This is a genomic window from Paenacidovorax caeni, assembly GCF_001298675.1.
GTDB lineage: Bacteria > Pseudomonadota > Gammaproteobacteria > Burkholderiales > Burkholderiaceae_C > Paenacidovorax > Paenacidovorax caeni.
Genome location: NZ_CYIG01000041.1, coordinates 1 through 16,957, shown reverse-complemented (window position 1 = coordinate 16,957; position 16,957 = coordinate 1). Strand labels below are relative to the sequence as shown.

The following is a 16,957-nucleotide window of genomic DNA, read 5'->3' as shown; positions in this document are numbered from 1 at the left end:
TGGCACCGAACACCTCTCTTGGAGCGATTGGACCGCATCATAGAGGGCTAACCCACTGAGCGGCCTCGTAGCTGGCTGATCACGATCTAGCGGCAACCGAGCTTCAAAAGCGAACTCCTATCAATGCTGTACATCGAAAACCGTTTGGCTTGTGAAGTTGTCTGCCATTTCGATTCGCAGACGAAAGTCAATGCACTCCTTCTTTTTCTTCTTGCTCAGGATATGCAGTTTCACAGGCGAGTAATAGCTTGTGGTCGGAGGGACTTCGTATTGCTTCCCATAGATGGTGACCATGGATGCGGGTTCTTTCTGCTGCAGAACTGAAAACTCTCCGTTGCGCACGACCTCCATCAGTGACTTACCCCCGTCAGTACACGCGACAGTCATCGTCGGTGAACCGGTGATCTGAGAGCGCTGGTAGGAGAGCTTGCCCTCAACGATATCGCTGACTCGCGCCAGGGCCAGATGATCGTCAGTGGAAATGCTCTCGAAAATATCGATCGGCGCACTTTTCCTGAGGTATCTAAGCACATTTCTGGCTCGTCTTGCGTAGTGAGCAAATGCGAGGGTCTCGTTCATCGCCTCTATATGCTTTGGTATATGAAACTTCCCCGCTGCAGCTTGATTTCCATCGACTTCCAAGACGAACGTAACAGACGCGGATGGATCAAGAATTGCGTCAAGCAGGTTGATAAGGACGTCCAAGTAGGGAGGGTTGGCAGCCTCTTTTCCTTGCCACGCTTTTAAGTTGGTAGTCAGAGTCGATACCGAGTGAACATCATTGCGATTCGTTGGGGTGAAAGCTAATTCCACGTCCAGAAGACCGCCACATCCAGCGCCTGCAAATCGGATTTGCTTGCGCCCAGCTGTTAGTTGACCACCAATGGTTTCAAAAATTGCCGGTTCGATCTGGGGCGCAAGTATCTTCAACACGGCTGGACGTGCCATCGGCATGATCGTTATCGATGCTAGGTCGGCATCTTTGTGCAGCACATCGAAGAGTTTTGATCCTTCAAACACGACCCCATCGAGGGGCAGCGTCGCTTCACGGCCCTCGTCAATGGACGCCTGAAGGCCCTTGCGCCAGAGATCAGCCGATTCTTGTGCAATCTTGATGGAAAAAGACACGGTCTCTTTCGCGCCCACGGTAATCGTTGTGTTGCCGCCCGAGTACGCTGTTGAAACAGTGAACCTCGGATCCACCGCTTCCAATTGATCGACCAAGGCTTTGTGCACGTTGCCTATGGCTTCTGGATAAAACCCAGGCGTTCGGGTGCCCATGGCCATGGCCGCCATGCGATAGATATCCTTTTCATCGGGAAGCCGCTTGCCTTGCTCCATCAGAGCCCTTGCCTCAGCCGATGTTTTCCATGCTTTGAGCGTTTCTGCAGGGTACGAGTCGGGATCTCGGTCGATGATCGTCGAGCAGGTCTGGCATAGCCAGATGATGTTGCCAAAGCCGCGCCGGTCCTCTGCAGTCATTGCAGCGAGATAACGCGGCCCCCCAGGCGATGCCGCATGAATATGCGCGCCGACCCCCACATTGGAGAAGTCAACTTCGCCCACTGGCGCGGAGGTGGTGGCGCGGCAATCGGGATTGGAGCAACGACCTGCCGCCCGCTGGTAAGCCTGATTCTTGGTCGGTTTCGTGAAGTCGTCGCGTGCCATTAGATCGTCGCTAGTTTGTATGCAGATACTGTGTGGAGCTTTTTCGCCGACTGACGGCCGACGTGCAAGCAATCAATGGCCGTCCATCGGTTTTTTCTTGCGAGCGGGCCTGGGCGGTGGTTGAAACTGCGCCACCATTGCGCGCAGGGTGTCAGCTTCCGCTTTGTGCTGCGCCACTGCCTGCAGTGCCTGCTGTAGCTCAACGCCTTGCAGTTGGTTCACGCGGGCGCTCTCGGTCAGCGAAGCCCGTGCGCTCTCCAGGTCTGCGGCCAATCGTGTCTGGGCTGCGTTGGCCTCCAGGACCTTGGCATGGTGATCACGCTCCACTTCTGCGAACTTGCCCCGTAGCTGCTCCAGTTGCTTGTCAACCTGCGTTCGAGCGGTGCGCTCCCTATCAATTTCACGAAGCGCGCGGCGCTCGGCCTCGGCCGCACGGGAGGCCGCCTCATCGATGGCCGCACGCCCCTTGTCAAGTTCAGCACTGAAATGCTGCCTGCTCTTCGATTGCTCCTGCTTCAGCTCATCCACCTGCCTGGACAGAGCCTCACCTCTCGCTGTGCTCGCAGCGTGCGCACGCCGTTCTTGCTCAAGCTCTGCAGCAAGGGCCTGAGCTCGGGTCTCCAGTTCGGTGACTATGGTCTGTGCGGTCTGTATCTGGGTCTCCAGGACGGCGCTTCGCTGCAGAGCCTCCTGCAGGCCTGCCTGTGCACTCTGGGCCTCTGCGTGTGCCTCGACGCGCAGGACAGCTAGCTCCTCGCGCGCCAACTCCGTTGCCTGGGTCCACAGCACGCTGACCGCCTGGCCTGCAGCTTGTTTCAACGCGTCCGGAAGGTCCGGGTGGTCAATTTCCACCCGAGCTTTGCCGCGTAGGTCCTCCCAAAATTTGGCCAATGCTTCGGCCGGCGCGCTCATGGAGCCTTTTCGCACGTGCTGATACAGCTTGCTCGCGGTGGGCGTGATGCCGTACCGGAAAAACAGCAACGCGCACACCTCGCGGTACAGCGCTTTCGTATCGCTGAAACGCTCCCGCAGGGCTTCAACTTCGGCTTGGATTTCGGATTCTTCGCTCATTTTTAAATAATACAACGTATAACGTATGAATCAGTGATTTAATTTCCTATCTCTGGACATAATTACTCTAATGTCCATAAAATTTGGCTCATGAGCAGTTTGATCGTCGCACCAGCCGTTTTGGCGCATATTGAGCCTTTGGAGGGCTTGGTGCTACCCCTTCACCTGTCAGGCGAGCGGGGGCGCAATCGGGGGCAGGGTCTACCCCAAGTCGCAGCCAATGACGACCGTACTGCGGTTTTGGCCTGGCTCGCGCGCTACAGGGATTCCCCGGCCACGCTGGCCAGCTACCGCAAGGAGGCGGAAAGGCTGTTGCTCTGGTGCGTGCACCAGCACGGTAAGGCCCTGTCCGATCTGACCCATGAGGACTTCCTCGCATACGAGAGCTTCCTTGGAGACCCACAGCCGGCCGACCGCTGGGTCATGCAAGTCGCCCAGAAGGCACCCAGGTCCTCGCCCAACTGGCGTCCTTTCGCCAAGCCGCTGGACCGGCAGAGCCAGCGCCAAGCACTCTCGATTCTTAACGGCCTGTTCAACTGGCTGGTTCAGGCGGGGTACTTGGCGGGAAATCCCCTTGCCCTTAGGCGTCGCAAGACAGTCGTTGGGGCGACTAAGACGAGCCGCTTCCTGCCGCACGAACATTGGGCCCAAGTGCGTACAACGATTCAGATGCTTCCTACGGCAACACCGCGCTTAGCATCACAGGCGGCTCGCTACCGCTGGCTGTTCTCATTGCTGTACATCGCAGGACTTCGGATTTCAGAGGTTTGCGATCACACCATGGGGGACTTTTACTGGCGAAGGGGCGCCGATGGCAAAGAGCGTTGGTGGCTTGCAGTGCGCGGCAAGGGAGAAAAAGATCGGAGCATTCCTGCCACGGATGAGTTGGTCTTGGAACTGATGAGATACCGCAGCGCGAACGGGTTACCGCCACTTCCGCGCGAGGGGGACCCGCTGCCTCTACTCTTGCCGCTGATTGGAGGAGCTAAACCTATGGGACGTAGTGCCGTCCACGAACTCATCAAGAACGTGTTTCGCGAGACCGCGACGCGCTTGCGCGCCCTCGGACCCGATCACGAGGCGACTGCGGCTCATGTGGAGAAAGCCTCTGCGCACTGGATGCGGCATACAGCAGGCACCCATCAGAGTGACAACATGGATTTGAAGGCTGTGCGCGACAACCTGGGCCATGCCAACATTGCCACTACAAGCATCTACATCCACACGGAAGACGATAAACGGCACGACCAGACCTCTAAAGAGCACAAGCTCGGGTGGATGCACCCGTGAGATTCACTCGCTTACATGAATGCGGATCATTTTTTTCATATGGCGAATGAAAATGTCTCTGTGCGTAGCAGATGGCGCCCATGGTGATTCAATTTTCCACTAAACTGAATCATTAACGATGTTGACCCGTGGAACACCTTTCTGAAGTCCTCAAGATCCTGGATGGCGCCCTGAAGTCCAACCAAAGCATGGCTGCGAACTATGCGGGCCTTCTGGCAGACAAGCTCGAACGCAGTGGCAGCCGTCGCGAAGCGTCCGCCATCCGTGAGCGTTTAGCGCGTGTGCCCGCTGCGCTCATTTCAGCGCAGCGCGGCGCACAAGCCCCTGGGTCGTTGGGCGGACTTCCTGTGGATGGCGACAGTCGCTTGAACACGGTAGATGTCAGTCGTCCTTCCGTCGGCGAAGTCCAGTTGCTGCTGCCAAGTGGACTTCAAGCAAGACTGCAGGAATTCCTTTCGTCGGTTTTGCACCATGACAAGCTGCAGGCGGCCGGGGTTTCGCAGCCCCATCGTTTGGTGATGCATGGCCCTCCTGGTACTGGCAAAACCCAGACAGCCAGGTGGATCGCTGCCCAACTGCATCTGCCCCTTCTGACGGTACGTTGCGATACCTTGATCAGCAGTTTACTGGGGCAGACCAGCCGCAACCTTCGACGCGTATTCGACTACGCGCAGGAGGTTCCTTGCGTCCTTTTCCTTGATGAGTTCGACGCGCTAGCGACCGCACGCGGCAACGAGCGTGATGTGGGTGAGCTTCAGCGCGTGGTGATTGCCCTGTTGCAAAACATTGATGCGCTACCTGACGAGACCATTCTCTTGGCTGCGACCAATCACGATCAGCTCCTCGACTACGCCATCTGGAGACGCTTTACGTTCCGGCTCGCCATGCCGATGCCGGATCAGGAATTGCGAGAGCAGCTATGGGCTCAGTTCCTCGGAGCTTATGTACCTTCCCAGTTGAGCGTTGACCAACTGGCTCAGCGCTCGTCAGGACTTTCAGGCGCCGCCATTGAGCAAGTATGTTTGGATGCCAAGCGGGCGGCTATTCTTGCCGCTAAACCGCAGGTCGAGGAGACAGAGGTGTTTCGCCGGCTTGGATTGATGATGGCGATGATGGAAGGTCAGCGCCTGCATAGTTTGAAATCGGAGATCCAATGGCTGCGCCGTTGGCATCCCAGGTTCTTTTCTCAGAGGGTACTGGCCGCTGCTTACGGGGTGTCGCAGCGACAGATAAGAAATGCAATCGAGGAGGAGGATGGCCATGGCGACCAAGGAGATGAAAGCGCCACTTAGCGCGCAAAGTACCAATCCGTTTCATCGGATTCCCTTTCAAAATGCGGATCTTTCCGCACCAGAAAACGGCGGTGGCAGCCTCCGGGAACTGGTCCCCGTAACAGCAGAGTACCGCGAAGCGCTCGTGGGCACATTGGAAAATGCTGCCAGTGCGCTACGCCCGGAGATTGAGCGCTATCCGCACTCGCCAGGGGTGCTGATTCTCAAGTTGCGAGACACCGCGATCGCAAAATCCCACCGACCAAATACTCTGGCAGCAGAAGCTGGTCTCCAACCTGCCGGTGTCGGACGTATCGAGGAGATGCTGGTTGCTGCAAACGCAGCTAGCGTCCAGGCACTCGCCCGGGTTATCCGTACCCGCGAGACGCAGCAGATCAAGGCCAACCTCTCCGCGATTGAGAAAATTCACGCTTGGGACAAAACGCGCCGCATGGTGGGCACGGTTGCAGCATTGCGCGCTCGTGGTCGAGTGTTGCTGAGCCTATTTCGCTACCATGCAGCGGACGCTACGGCACGCAACGTGGATGCGTTGCGCGCCGTTCTGCTGCAACACAACATACATTCAGTGGAGATCCCTCAGCGTTGGGGCCCTCCTGTCATGCGCGTTGACCTGGCTGCAATCGGTGATCAGGCGATGGAAGCGCTGAGCATGTTTCCGGGTCTGAGATCCATCTTTCCCGAACCGAGAATACATACCAGTGCGGCTGCCTTCGGCATTGGTCCTGGTCCGCTGCCGCAGCCGCCAGCCGGTGTCGAGCATCCTGTCGTGGGCGTCTTCGATACCGGGACTGCCGCCAGCGCGACGAGTCTGAGGCCGTGGATCGCTTCCACGACTTCGTACGTGCTCCCTCCGGACACAGACTATGTACATGGAACGGCTGTCGCGTCACTGGTAGCTGGCGCCAAGATCCTCAACGGGGACCATGCATGGCTTCCAACCACAAGGTGCCAAGTGCACGACACATGCGGATTGGAGGCGGCTGGAGGCAACACGACGGATCTGATAGTTCGCCTTGCGGAAGCGGTTCGCAATGCGCCTCATGTGAAGGTATGGAACCTCTCCCTGGGAGGTGCTCAGATTGGGGACCATGAGTTCAGCTACTTTGCGCAACAATTGGATGCGCTGAGCGATGAACATCAGGTCCTCTTCGTGGTCGCAGCTGGGAACTATACAGGCTTGCCTCGCCGAGGCTGGCCAGTCGCCGACCTGCATCTTGAGGACCGGCTGAGCAGTCCGGGCGACTCCGTGCGCGCCCTCACGGTCGGTGCCGTTGCGCATCTCGATTCGCCCGGTGCGATGGTGGCAGCAGGCCATCCTGCGCCTTACTCCCGTCGGGGCCCGGGGCCTGTATTTACACCCAAACCGGATTTAGTCCACGCTGGAGGTGGTGTGCATGAACAGTGGGACGCTGGACCGAGCAGCTTGCAAATGCTCCACCCTTTTGACGCGCTGTACGGCAGTTTCGGAACAAGCTTCGCCACGCCGATTGTGAGTTCGGTGGCCGGTCACGTGTGGCAAAGCCTCGATGGAAATCCCGACGTAGCAGTCGCTCCTCACATGGTGAAGGCACTGCTGATCCATGCTGCGCGCTTGGCTTCTCCAGACTATGGCGCTCTAGAAAGGCGCTACTATGGGTGCGGTATTCCGCAAGACGCGTTGTCCGCCCTTTATGACAGCGATGACTGCTTCACGATGATGTTTGAAGCGTTGGTGGTGCCTGGCTTCAAATGGCGCAAAACTCCTTATCCCATCCCCGCCTCGTTGATGCACAACGGAAAGCTCAGGGCCGAGGTGATCATCACTGCTGCCTACTCGCCACCGTTGGACCCCAATGCCGGGGCCGAGTACGTACGTGCCAATGTCAACGTGAGTTTTGGTGTGCTGGATGGCTCGCGGATTTCCGGAAAGGTTCCCATGGAGGGTGAAGCGGGGACCACTGGTTACGAAGCCGCTCAAATCGAGCACGGCGGCAAATGGTCTCCGGTCAAACTGCACCGCAAGAAATTCCCGCAAGGGGTGGCAGGTGATCAGTGGGCCATCCAACTAGACGCGTTACTGCGGGCTAACGAGCCACCTTTGGCCGAACCCTTGAATGTCGCCCTTGTCGTAAGCCTACGTTCACTCGACGCCAACCGCCAAGTTCATGCCGACGGGGTGCGTGCTCTGGTTCAATCCAATTGGGTCCGCCAGCATTTGCCTGTCAGAGTTCCCGTTCAGGTGTGACCAGTCGGCTGCGCATTGAGGGCATGGTGTATTCGGGCGGCTTTGTACCGCGATCACTCGCCAGGATCGAGCACTGAACGCGAAGCCCTAAAACGGTACGTCGTCCAGAGTTGGCTGCAGATGCTGCTGCAGGTATTCAAGCTTGACCAGCAGTTCGTCAAAGGTGATCACCTCCACATCCTTACAGGCGTTGCGGAACACCTCAAAGCAACGCAGTTCTTTCTCTTCTACTGGCCGGCGTCCAGCGAGCACTATGCATCTGACGACATCTGCTCGGGAGGAACGCAAGGTCGGATTGTCAAAGGCGTGTTCCTTCCATCGCATGCGCAACTCGCTTTGCTGATGCAACACTTGCGTGATAGCGCCGCTCAGCTCCGAGTCTGGTCCAAATACATTCGGTGGCCTATAGGCTCGGGAACGCATCAAGGGAGCATCTGGAGTTTTGATTTCCACAATGGCGAGCGCCAGGCCTTGCTCTCTGAATAGAAAGTCACCAATCTGTGCTCCCGTTCCCGCAAGCGTAGATCCTTGGGCGTGAAACTGGGTGTGAGACAGCTCGACGGGCCGAGCGAAAGCCAGGCTCAGGACGAACTTGTGTTTCTCAAAGAAGCGTTGCCACTGTGCTTCCTTGAGGCTCTTGTTGAGCATTTCCCGGTACTGCCCAATCATGGCGGTCAGCGTAGCTCTTTCGATTTCCGCGTGCAGTCTCAGTAACTCAGAAGGCGCCTCGGCAGCCAGCACATCGACCTGCGTTTGTACGGATTGAATGCTAGCGCGCCGCTCCGCGCGCTCGCGATACGCGGTCTGAACTGCGTTCTCTCTTCGTACCTGCACCAATGGCGGTGCTTTGCGCTCAATCCGCTGGAACCTGTCAGGGGCGATCTCTGCGAGCACCTGGTCATGTACCAAGCTGTGCTTGGAATGCTGAATGAGTTGCCGTCCCCTAGTTTTAGTCCGGTTGAAGGCCCTGCGCAGGCTATCCACTTTGTTCTGGTCGATGAACACCGTCCGTCCGTCCAAGCGTAGTCGGATCTTTTTGCCGATCACAAGGACGTCAGCCTGCGGTATCAACGATAACGACTGCCAAACCGAATCAAGATCCTTGATGAGGCCAAGCCCTTCACTGGGTTGATCAAAAATGTTGGATGCCAGTCTCAACGCCACGTGCGCCGCCACGTCTTGTGGATCGTTTGGCAACGTGCCATCCGCGTCATCTTCGTAAATCACGGTCTTGAAACGGCCGTGTTTCGGTGTGAGATAGCGTTTTGTGTGCGGGTTCGCATGTATTGGATACATGACGATGCTGTTTGGAAGGATCGTTGCCAACAAGGGCCATTCAGATTCAGGGCGCTCTTGCCAAAGAAGAATGTCTCGGTCAATCAGCTCGAACGTCTTGAGGTACAGCTTCTTAGCCGGCTCACCTTTTTCAGTCGCGTCGTGAACCTTGAATTGAGCCTCCATGACTTCGTTACCACTCAGAATTGCAGGACCTCCAGCGTCCTCGCTCGTATCTGTATCCATACCGTGTCCCTCCTGATCATTCTTGAATTGGTCCTCATCACAGGTGCTGATGTTAGTGGTCAAAGTCCGGGAGCAAGGCCCGCGTTTCATGTGGGTTTCAGTTCACATCCACTCGGTGTCGCTATGATCGCGTGCTAGTTTTACCTGCAAGCTCTTTAATACATGCGCCGGCTGCTCGCAGTCATCCTGCTGCTCTCCTTCTTCTGTCAGGCCTTTGCAACGGCCCGTCAGTTGGTCGTTTTCGACCACGAGGGAGCTTTCCAGGCTGCGCATGCAGAAATGCATCTGGAAGGCTCCGCCCACCACCATGATGAACACGGTGTGGCGTACCAAGACGATTCCCAGGAGTCCATCCAGCACATGCTGGCGGAGGCAGGCCCAGGGACCGCAGCACTTTTCCACTTCCCCCAGCTGTCGCTTCTTCTCGACCGCTCGCCCCCACCGGCCGTGACCGCCGAATCCGTCAGCCCGTCCCCTCATCTGGACGGTTTACGACGACCTCCCCGACTGATTTCCTGATCCACCCTTAGCGCCGCGCTTTCCACACGAAAGCGGGGTTGTTCATCGGTGCGGTACTGCTTTGATCAGGCGCTGATGCGTCAACGATCCTGGTTAGCCGCCTTTGATCGGTCAGGAATCACGTGCGTTTTGTTATTTCCAGGCTTGCGGTGCGTTGTGCCGCAGGCTGTGCTTTGAGCTGCGTCCTCGGTGGCGCTGCGGTTGCGCAGTCCAATACCGCCCCATCACTTTCAGCCACGGCATCGCCCGTGGCTCCCACACTGGCACAAGCTGTCGAGTCTGCATGGCAGCGCACCACGCAGGCGAGAGAAGCAGAAGGTCAGACACAGCGGGCTGCTGCTGAACGGGTAGCAATCTCCAGCCTTTGGGCGGCCCCCCCAGCACTGGAGTTTTCCTACAGGGATGACCGCTGGCAAACTTCGGCGGGACGCAGAGAGGCCGAGGCCGGCCTGGCGTGGCCGCTGTGGTTGCCGGGGCAGCGCAATGCACGCGGCGCTGCTGTGGATGCCGACGTAGAGCTGTCACAGGCTGCCGTTCAAGCGGGGCGCCTGCATTTCGCGGGATTGGTGCGGGAAGCCGCCTGGGGCATTGCCGCGCAAAAGGCCGAGTCCGACCTGGCGGATGCCCAGGTGCGATCTCTGCAGGAGATATCCAACGACGTACGCCGCCGCGTCAAAGCGGGTGATCTGGCCCATGCGGATGCGCTTGTCGCTCAATCCGAAGCGCTGGCTGCGCAATCTGCACAGATGGCTGCACGGCAGCGTCTGAGCGCCAGCCTGTCTCAATGGACAACCCTGACGGGCATAGCCCTGGCGCCTGATCTCCCGTCTGTCCCAGTTTCTGATGGTGCTGCAGTTTCACCAGGCGGGGGGCACTTCGCCGTTGAAACGCACCCCGATGCGCGTGTCGCTGCACTGACGGTTGAGCGCGCTCGCAAGCGGCTGGACGTGGTGGCCGCCACGCGGCGCGACCCTCCAGAGCTCTTGCTGCGCATCCGACAAGACACCCCCGGGCGGGGTGAGTCGGCTCAAAACAGCATCGGCGTCGGCGTGCGCATTCCCCTGGGCACAGCGAGCCGCAACCAACCGCTGCAAGCTGCCGCACTGAGTGAGCTGGACGTAGCGCTGACCACGAAACAGCGAACCGAGGAGCGGCTGGCTGCTGACGCAGCGATGGCGCAGGCTGCGGTGCACACGGCCGAGCAGCAACTGGAGGCAGAGCGCCAGCGCTCGGCACTCCTGCGGGAGCGTGCCACGCTCATTGATCGGTCTTTCAAAGCTGGAGAAACACCGCTGCCGGAGTTGTTGCGCGCGCTCGCTGCAGCTACCCAGGCCGACACCAGCTTCGCGCGCCAGCAAGTGGCTCTGGGCTTGGCCCGCGCCCGCTTCCAGCAATCTCTCGGAATCCTTCCATGAATCTCTTGAATCTATTCCCCTCTCGTTGCCGCCTCTCATTGCTGGGAACAGGCTTGGCCTTGCTGGTGCTTGCCGGAACACCCAGCTATGCCGCTCCAGGTGCGCACGGTCCCAATGGCGAGCACTTGGATGCCCCCGCTCAAGCTGGGGCCCAAAGCGGCACCGTACCCAGCTTTGAGGCTCGCTCGGAAGCCTTCGAGTTGGTGGGCCGACTGCAGGGCGGAGAGTTGTCCATCCTGATCAACCGCTTTGCCACCAACGAACCTGTGCTCAACGCCACGGTCGAAGTAGAGACGGGCAATCTCAAGGCCCCTGCCAAGTTCCATGCGGACATGGGCGACTACGCCATCGACGATGCCAACATGCTCAAGGCCCTGGCGGCGCCCGGTGACCACCCCATGGTGGTCACCGTACTGGCGGGCAATGACTCCGATCTTCTAGACGGCAACCTCAAGGTCGCGGGCGCCGCGCTCGATGACCATGGCCACTCCCACGACGACGGTCACGCCCATGGGCCCTCCCGAACGGTCTGGCTGGCTCTGGCCCTGGTCGTCCTGGCGGCGGTCGGTTGGTTCTTTGGTCGCACGCCAAAGGCTGCAGGTACGTCCTCTAAAGGAGGTGCGCTGTGAACTCATCGACGCAAAAAACCAAGGCAACCAGCATGCTCCATGTTTTCGGCTTGAGTGTCATCACGTGCATCGCGGCGATGTTCCCACCTGTTGCCGTTGCAGCGCCGGGTGCCCATGGCCCGAACGGTGAGCATCTGGACGCCCCCACGGCGGTCAACGCATCCGGTTTGATGCGGTTGCCAGACGGTAGTGTCAACGTTCCGATGCTCGCCCAACGGCGCTTGGGCATCCGCACGCAGTTGACACCGGAAACCCAGGCCGCAGCCACCATCGAGTTGTCGGGCCGGGTGGTAGTGGACCCCAATGCGAGCGGTCGGGTTCAGGCAATCCATGGGGGCCGCATCGAAGCGGCCCCTCGCGGGCTACCGGCCGCTGGCCAGACCGTGCGCCAGGGGGAGGTGCTGGCCTATGTGGCTCACCACGCAGAGCCCTATGCCTTGGCAAACCAGCAAGCCCAATTGGCAGAGTTGCGTAGTGGCCGAGAACTGGCTGCACAGCGTGTGCAGCGGCTGCAGTCCCTCGAGGGCACGGTGCCACGCAAGGAGATCGAGGCGGCACGTGCTGAGCTGCAGAGCCTCAGCGCGCGCGAAAAAAGCATTGGCGCGAGTCTGGCTGCACGAGAGGCCTTGCTGGCCCCCGTCTCCGGGGTGATTGCAAGGGCTGATGCGACCAAAGGCCAGGTGGTTGAGGCCCGCGAAGTGTTGTTCGAGGTGATTGACCCTGCACGCGTGCTGGTGGAGGCCACTACGGCAGATCCTGGCTTGCCCGCACGCACGGGTACAGCCCACTTGCAGGGGGTGCCTGGCGTCAAGTTGCAGCTGATCGGCGCTGCGCGCAGCCTGCGCGATGGCGTGCTGCCAATGACCTTCAGGGCGGTCCCGGAGCAATCGGGCAAGGCTTTGCCGCTGGCGGTCGGACAGCCTGTCACCGTCGTGGCCTCGCTGAACGAGCAGGTCAAAGGCTACGTCCTGCCTGCGCAGGCCGTCGTGCGCAACAGTGCCAACGAACCGGTGGTCTGGATCAAGTCCGGCGCAGAGCGCTACATTCCCCAGCCGGTACAGTACCGGTCTCTGGACGCCGCCACTGTGGTCGTCACGCAGGGCCTGGGCGCTGACAACCGCGTGGTGGTGCAAGGTGCACCGCTGATCGCACAGATCCGCTGAACGGAGCCCACGCAATGTTCAATTGGATCGTAAGGAACAGCCTTCACAACCGCCTGTTCGTCCTGGCGGTCGCGGCGCTGCTGATGGTCTACGGGGCTATCACCGCATGGCGCACGCCAGTCGATGTGTTTCCTGACCTCAACAAACCCCTGGTCACCGTCTTGACGGAAGCAGGAGGTATGGCACCCGAAGAAGTCGAGCAACTGGTGACCTTCCCTCTGGAGACCGCGCTCAACGGCATGCCGGGGGTCACGCGCGTGCGCTCCACGTCAGGGGTGGGCCTGTCCATCCTCTATGCCGAGTTCGATTGGGGGACGGACATCTACCGCAACCGCCAGCTCGTTGCGGAGCGCCTGGCACTGGTGCGGGAGCAACTCCCAGGGGGCATCACGCCCGTCATGGGGCCAGTGTCTTCCATCATGGGCGAAGTCATGCTCATCGCACTGCCGTTGGCAGCAGGCGATGGTAAGGCCGCCGCAGCGACACCCATGCAGGCCCGTGAGTACGCGGACTTCGTGCTGCGCCCAAGACTGCTGTCGATTCCAGGGGTGTCTCAGGTCATCCCCATCGGCGGCGAAGTACGCCAGTTGCGGGTGGAGCCTGATACCGCGCGCATGGCGCAGTTCGGGGTGACATTGACGCAGATCGAGCAGGCCCTTCGAGGTTTTGCAGGGAATGCGGGAGGTGGCTTCATCGACCTCAACAGCCGTGAATTTCTCATTCGCCACATTGGCCGCACCAGCCGTGTCGAAGACCTGCAGGGCGTGGCCGTAGCCTGGAAGGACGGCCGGGCCATCTTGCTGGAACAGGTGGCCAATGTCCGGTTCGCTGCAGCCATGAAGCGCGGCGACGCCGGATACAGCGGCGTGCCTGCCGTCATCGTCAGTGTGCAGAAGCAGCCTGCGGCCGATACCGTCAAGCTCACCCACGCCATCGAAGCGGCATTGGGGGATCTTAAGCAGGGGCTGCCCGTGGGGTTGGCTGCTCCGAAAGTGTTGTTTCGCCAGGCTGACTTCATCGAGGCGTCCATCGGCAACGTGACCGAGGCCTTGCGGGACGGCGCCATCATGGTGGCCATCGTGTTGTTCGCCTTCCTGTTGTCCGCGCGAACCACTTTGATCTCGCTCGTGGCGATACCCTTGTCGCTGGCCGTAACAGCCATGGTGTTCCGGCTGCTGGATCAGTCCATCAACGTCATGACCCTGGGAGGCCTGGCGATTGCCATTGGCGAGCTGGTAGACGATGCGGTGGTGGATGTGGAGAACATCCTGCGCAGGCTGAAGCAGAACCGTGCCCAGGGCAATCCACTGTCCATGCTGGAGGTCGTGCGTCGGGCAAGCGTGGAAGTCCGCTCGGGCATCGTCTACGCCACCGCCATCGTGGTGCTGGTGTTTGTGCCGCTGTTTGCGCTGCCGGGCATCGAGGGTCGCCTGTTCACGCCCCTGGGCATCGCCTATATCGTGTCGGTGCTGGCATCGATGCTGGTCTCAATGACGGTTACGCCCGTGCTGTGCCTTTACCTATTGCCGGGGATGAAACGGTTGGACCATGGTGACAGCACCCTGGTCGCCTGGCTCAAGCGGCGGGATGCGCAAGTGCTCAGCTGGTCGTTTTCTCGCGCCAAGTCGCTGATGGCTGTCGCCGCACTGGCGGTGGCGGCAGCGGCGGCCAGTGTCCCGTTTTTCCCGCGCGCCTTTCTTCCGGCGTTCAATGAGGGCTCGCTGGTGCTTGGCATGGTGTTCAACCCAGGCACTGCGCTGGCGGAAGCCAATCGCATGGGCGCGTTGGCGGAGACGCTGATCGCAGAGGTCCCCGAGGTCACCCAGGTGGGGCGCCGGACGGGACGCGCCGAGCTGGATGAGCATGCAGAAGGCGTGCATTCGGCCGAGATCGATGTGGACCTGAAGCGGTCCGCCCGGGACCGCGAGGCCGTGATGGCAGACATCCGTGCCCGTTTGGCCGTCCTTCCAGCCCAGGTGGCCATTGGCCAGCCTATCTCCCACCGCCTGGATCACCTCTTGTCAGGGGTGCGGGCGCAGATAGCGCTCAAGATCTTCGGCGATGACACGGACACCCTACGGGGCCTGGCCGAGCAGATGCGCCAGGGACTCTCGGGCGTTCCAGGGCTGGTGGATCTGACCGTGGAAAAGCAGGTGCTGATCCCCCAGATCACGGTACGGCTGGACCACCGCAAGGCCGCGCAGGTTGGGCTGTCTCCTGGCGAGGCGGTGCGGGTCCTACAGGCTCTTACAGATGGTGCCCATGGTGCGCAAATCGTTGACGGCCTGCGCCGGTATGAACTGGTGCTGCGCCTGCCCGATGACAAACGCAGTCCTCAGGATCTGGCACGCACGCTGATCGACACGCCTGCGGGACAGATACCGGTGTCCGCCATCGCCACGGTCCAGGAAACCGATGGACCCAACCAGATTGGCCGAGAGAACGGTCGTCGCCGCATCGTCGTTTATGCCAACACGGACGGCTCCGACATGGGCCGCGTCATCGGTGACATTCGGGCAGTGATGGCCAAGACGCCATTGCCGCCTGGGACCTTCCTGAGCTTGGAAGGCCAGTTCCAGGCTCAAGAGCAGGCGATGCAATTGATCGTCGGTCTGTCGTTTGTGTCCTTAGCGATGATCTTTCTCGTTTTATATGGACGCTACAAGTCGGCCGTGCTGGCCGGGATCATCATGGCCAATATTCCGCTTGCGCTGATCGGCAGCGTGGCTGCGATGTGGCTGGCGGGGGTGAGCCTGTCGGTGGCCTCCATGGTGGGTTTCATCACGCTGGCGGGTATCGCCACGCGCAATGGGATTTTGAAGGTCAGCCACTACATCAACCTGTGCAAGTTCGAGGGAGAGGCCTTCGGCCAACCCATGATCGTGCGCGGCTCGCTGGAACGGTTGACCCCGGTGCTCATGACGGCGCTGGTGGCTGCCTTTGCGCTGACCCCGCTACTGTTGGCGGCCGACGCACCTGGTAAAGAAATCCTGCATCCGGTGGCGGTCGTGATTTTTGGTGGACTCGTCAGTTCGACCTTGCTGGACACGTTGCTGACGCCCGTGATGTTCTGGCTTTTTGGTGAAGGTGCCACCCGGCGCTTGATTGAAGGCGGCGGCGCTCAAACCCAAAGCGAGCCGATGGACCAAGAAGCCTATTGATCCCTCACTGAGACTGTATTACTTCCATCTTTTTGAAAGAGGCCTCGGAGCGCTGCCTTTTGAAGCGCTCTATTGAAACAAACTCAACGAAAGGCAACCCAAATGATCATGAAAACGAACTTCTCCCAACTGATGGCAGCCACCACCATCGTGATGGCATCCTTGGCAAGTGCGCCCGCTGCCATGGCCCATGGTGCCGCCGCCCCTGTGCATGGCGGAGTCGTGCAAACCGCTGCCGATTTGTCGTTTGAGTTAGTCGCGACACCCGATGGCGCGAATATCTACATCCAAGACCACGGCAAAGATGCGGATGTTTCACGGTTCGAGGGCAAGCTGACAGTGCTCAACGGTGCGGATAAGTCCGAAGCGCTCCTGAAACCTGCAGGTGCGAACAAGTTAGAGGCCAAGGGAGTCACCCTGTCCAAAGGGTCGAAGGCTGTCGCGGTGCTCACGACCGGCAGCAAGAAGAGCATCACGGTGCGGTTCACGGTGAAGTAAGGCAGCAATGGCGCTCCAATCCCTGCATCTGCCAGCTTTGCGAGGCGGCCTGCTGGCCTTGCTGGCGGCGGCCTTGTTCGGCATCAGTACCCCCATCGTCCAGCGGCTGGGTGCAGGGCTCGGAGCGTTTACTACGGCAGCGCTTCTGTACGCGGGTGCCGCTGCGGTAGGCGTCTTGTCTCTGCGGACTGCCGCCCAAGAAGCAAGATTGCAGAGTTCGGATACCTGGCGTCTCATCGCCATGGCCGGATTCGGAGCAGCCCTCGGCCCGGTTGCCCTGTCGTGGGGGTTGCAACACACGAGCGGTGCCAGCGCGTCGCTCATGCTCACTCTGGAGGCTCTGTTCACTGCAACGCTTGCTTGGTGGCTATACGGGGTCTCCTCGTTTTCAGTGCAATAAGTGACGGTACGAAAAGCTAGCACTGGCGCGGAGGTGGTGTTGGTAGATCGTTGATTTCATTGACTTTCCTGTTCACTTTCAAATCTGCGATTCGTGGCGTCAAACC

Annotated in this window: 12 protein-coding genes and 1 pseudogene; 9 read left to right on the top strand and 4 right to left on the bottom strand. The window is 59.8% G+C overall.

Going from position 1 to position 16,957, the window contains the following annotated elements:
• Positions 1-120: 120 nt before the first annotated feature.
• The gene (locus BN2503_RS15135) at positions 121-1,668 is read right to left on the bottom strand and encodes a hypothetical protein (RefSeq protein ID WP_139235484.1); all 1,548 of its coding nucleotides are present in this window, start codon (positions 1,666-1,668) and stop codon (positions 121-123) included.
• 72 nt (positions 1,669-1,740) lie between these two features.
• The gene (locus BN2503_RS15130; RefSeq protein WP_054257480.1) at positions 1,741-2,739 is read right to left on the bottom strand and encodes a DNA-binding protein; all 999 of its coding nucleotides are present in this window, start codon (positions 2,737-2,739) and stop codon (positions 1,741-1,743) included.
• A 90-nt stretch (positions 2,740-2,829) separates the two neighbouring features.
• Between BN2503_RS15130 and BN2503_RS15125 the strand changes: the two genes are divergently transcribed.
• The 3 genes from BN2503_RS15125 (at position 2,830) to iteS (ending at position 7,545) form a co-directional block, all read left to right on the top strand.
• A complete protein-coding gene (locus BN2503_RS15125; protein WP_054257479.1) occupies positions 2,830-4,029 on the top strand; it encodes a tyrosine-type recombinase/integrase in 1,200 nt (399 codons plus the stop codon).
• A gap of 128 nt (positions 4,030-4,157) precedes the next feature.
• Positions 4,158-5,321, top strand: a complete 1,164-nt coding sequence (gene iteA / locus BN2503_RS15120; RefSeq protein ID WP_054257478.1) for an anti-phage ATPase IteA — start codon at positions 4,158-4,160, stop codon at positions 5,319-5,321.
• Positions 5,290-7,545, top strand: a complete 2,256-nt coding sequence (gene iteS / locus BN2503_RS15115; RefSeq protein WP_054257489.1) for a S8 family anti-phage peptidase IteS — start codon at positions 5,290-5,292, stop codon at positions 7,543-7,545. The genes iteA and iteS overlap by 32 nt, the downstream gene beginning before the upstream one ends.
• 87 nt (positions 7,546-7,632) lie before the next feature.
• Here iteS and BN2503_RS15110 read toward each other — a convergent pair whose 3' ends face one another.
• Together BN2503_RS15110 and BN2503_RS20555 are read right to left on the bottom strand one after the other, a co-directional pair.
• Positions 7,633-9,066, bottom strand: coding sequence for a Shedu immune nuclease family protein (locus BN2503_RS15110; protein WP_074930376.1), 1,434 nt, complete (start codon positions 9,064-9,066; stop codon positions 7,633-7,635).
• 102 nt (positions 9,067-9,168) lie between these two features.
• Positions 9,169-9,384, bottom strand: coding sequence for a hypothetical protein (locus tag BN2503_RS20555; protein WP_158447367.1), 216 nt, complete (start codon positions 9,382-9,384; stop codon positions 9,169-9,171).
• Positions 9,385-9,938: 554 nt separating this feature from the next.
• Here BN2503_RS20555 and BN2503_RS19535 point away from each other — a divergent pair.
• From BN2503_RS19535 to BN2503_RS15075, 6 genes and pseudogenes are all read left to right on the top strand, one after another.
• Entirely contained in the window at positions 9,939-11,000 is a 1,062-nt protein-coding gene (locus tag BN2503_RS19535) for a TolC family protein (protein WP_491893068.1), read from the top strand.
• A gap of 125 nt (positions 11,001-11,125) precedes the next feature.
• Positions 11,126-11,629, top strand: coding sequence for a hypothetical protein (locus BN2503_RS15095; RefSeq protein ID WP_082366632.1), 504 nt, complete (start codon positions 11,126-11,128; stop codon positions 11,627-11,629).
• A gap of 32 nt (positions 11,630-11,661) precedes the next feature.
• On the top strand, positions 11,662-12,792 hold the full coding sequence (locus BN2503_RS15090) for an efflux RND transporter periplasmic adaptor subunit (protein WP_175537966.1): 1,131 nt from the start codon (positions 11,662-11,664) through the stop codon (positions 12,790-12,792).
• Positions 12,793-12,806: 14 nt separating this feature from the next.
• Positions 12,807-15,953: an efflux RND transporter permease subunit gene (locus BN2503_RS15085; RefSeq protein ID WP_054257473.1), complete on the top strand. Its 3,147-nt coding sequence runs from the start codon at positions 12,807-12,809 to the stop codon at positions 15,951-15,953.
• Between the two features lie 102 nt (positions 15,954-16,055).
• Entirely contained in the window at positions 16,056-16,451 is a 396-nt protein-coding gene (locus tag BN2503_RS15080; protein ID WP_054257472.1) for a hypothetical protein, read from the top strand.
• Positions 16,452-16,458: 7 nt separating this feature from the next.
• Positions 16,459-16,824 (top strand): annotated as a pseudogene (locus BN2503_RS15075) (EamA family transporter); the annotation flags it as partial.
• Positions 16,825-16,957: the final 133 nt, after the last annotated feature.

What these genes read in the sequence shown, in the direction of transcription:
- BN2503_RS15125 (WP_054257479.1), top strand. Translation starts at nt 2,830, where the DNA reads ATGAGCAGTTTGATCGTCGCACCAGCCGTTTTGGCGCATATTGAGCCT.
- BN2503_RS15110 (WP_074930376.1), bottom strand. Translation starts at nt 9,066, where the DNA reads ATGGATACAGATACGAGCGAGGACGCTGGAGGTCCTGCAATTCTGAGT.
- BN2503_RS15085 (WP_054257473.1), top strand. Translation starts at nt 12,807, where the DNA reads ATGTTCAATTGGATCGTAAGGAACAGCCTTCACAACCGCCTGTTCGTC.
- BN2503_RS15090 (WP_175537966.1), top strand. Translation starts at nt 11,662, where the DNA reads ATGCTCCATGTTTTCGGCTTGAGTGTCATCACGTGCATCGCGGCGATG.
- BN2503_RS15135 (WP_139235484.1), bottom strand. Translation starts at nt 1,668, where the DNA reads ATGGCACGCGACGACTTCACGAAACCGACCAAGAATCAGGCTTACCAG.
- iteS (WP_054257489.1), top strand. Translation starts at nt 5,290, where the DNA reads ATGGCGACCAAGGAGATGAAAGCGCCACTTAGCGCGCAAAGTACCAAT.
- BN2503_RS15080 (WP_054257472.1), top strand. Translation starts at nt 16,056, where the DNA reads ATGATCATGAAAACGAACTTCTCCCAACTGATGGCAGCCACCACCATC.
- BN2503_RS15130 (WP_054257480.1), bottom strand. Translation starts at nt 2,739, where the DNA reads ATGAGCGAAGAATCCGAAATCCAAGCCGAAGTTGAAGCCCTGCGGGAG.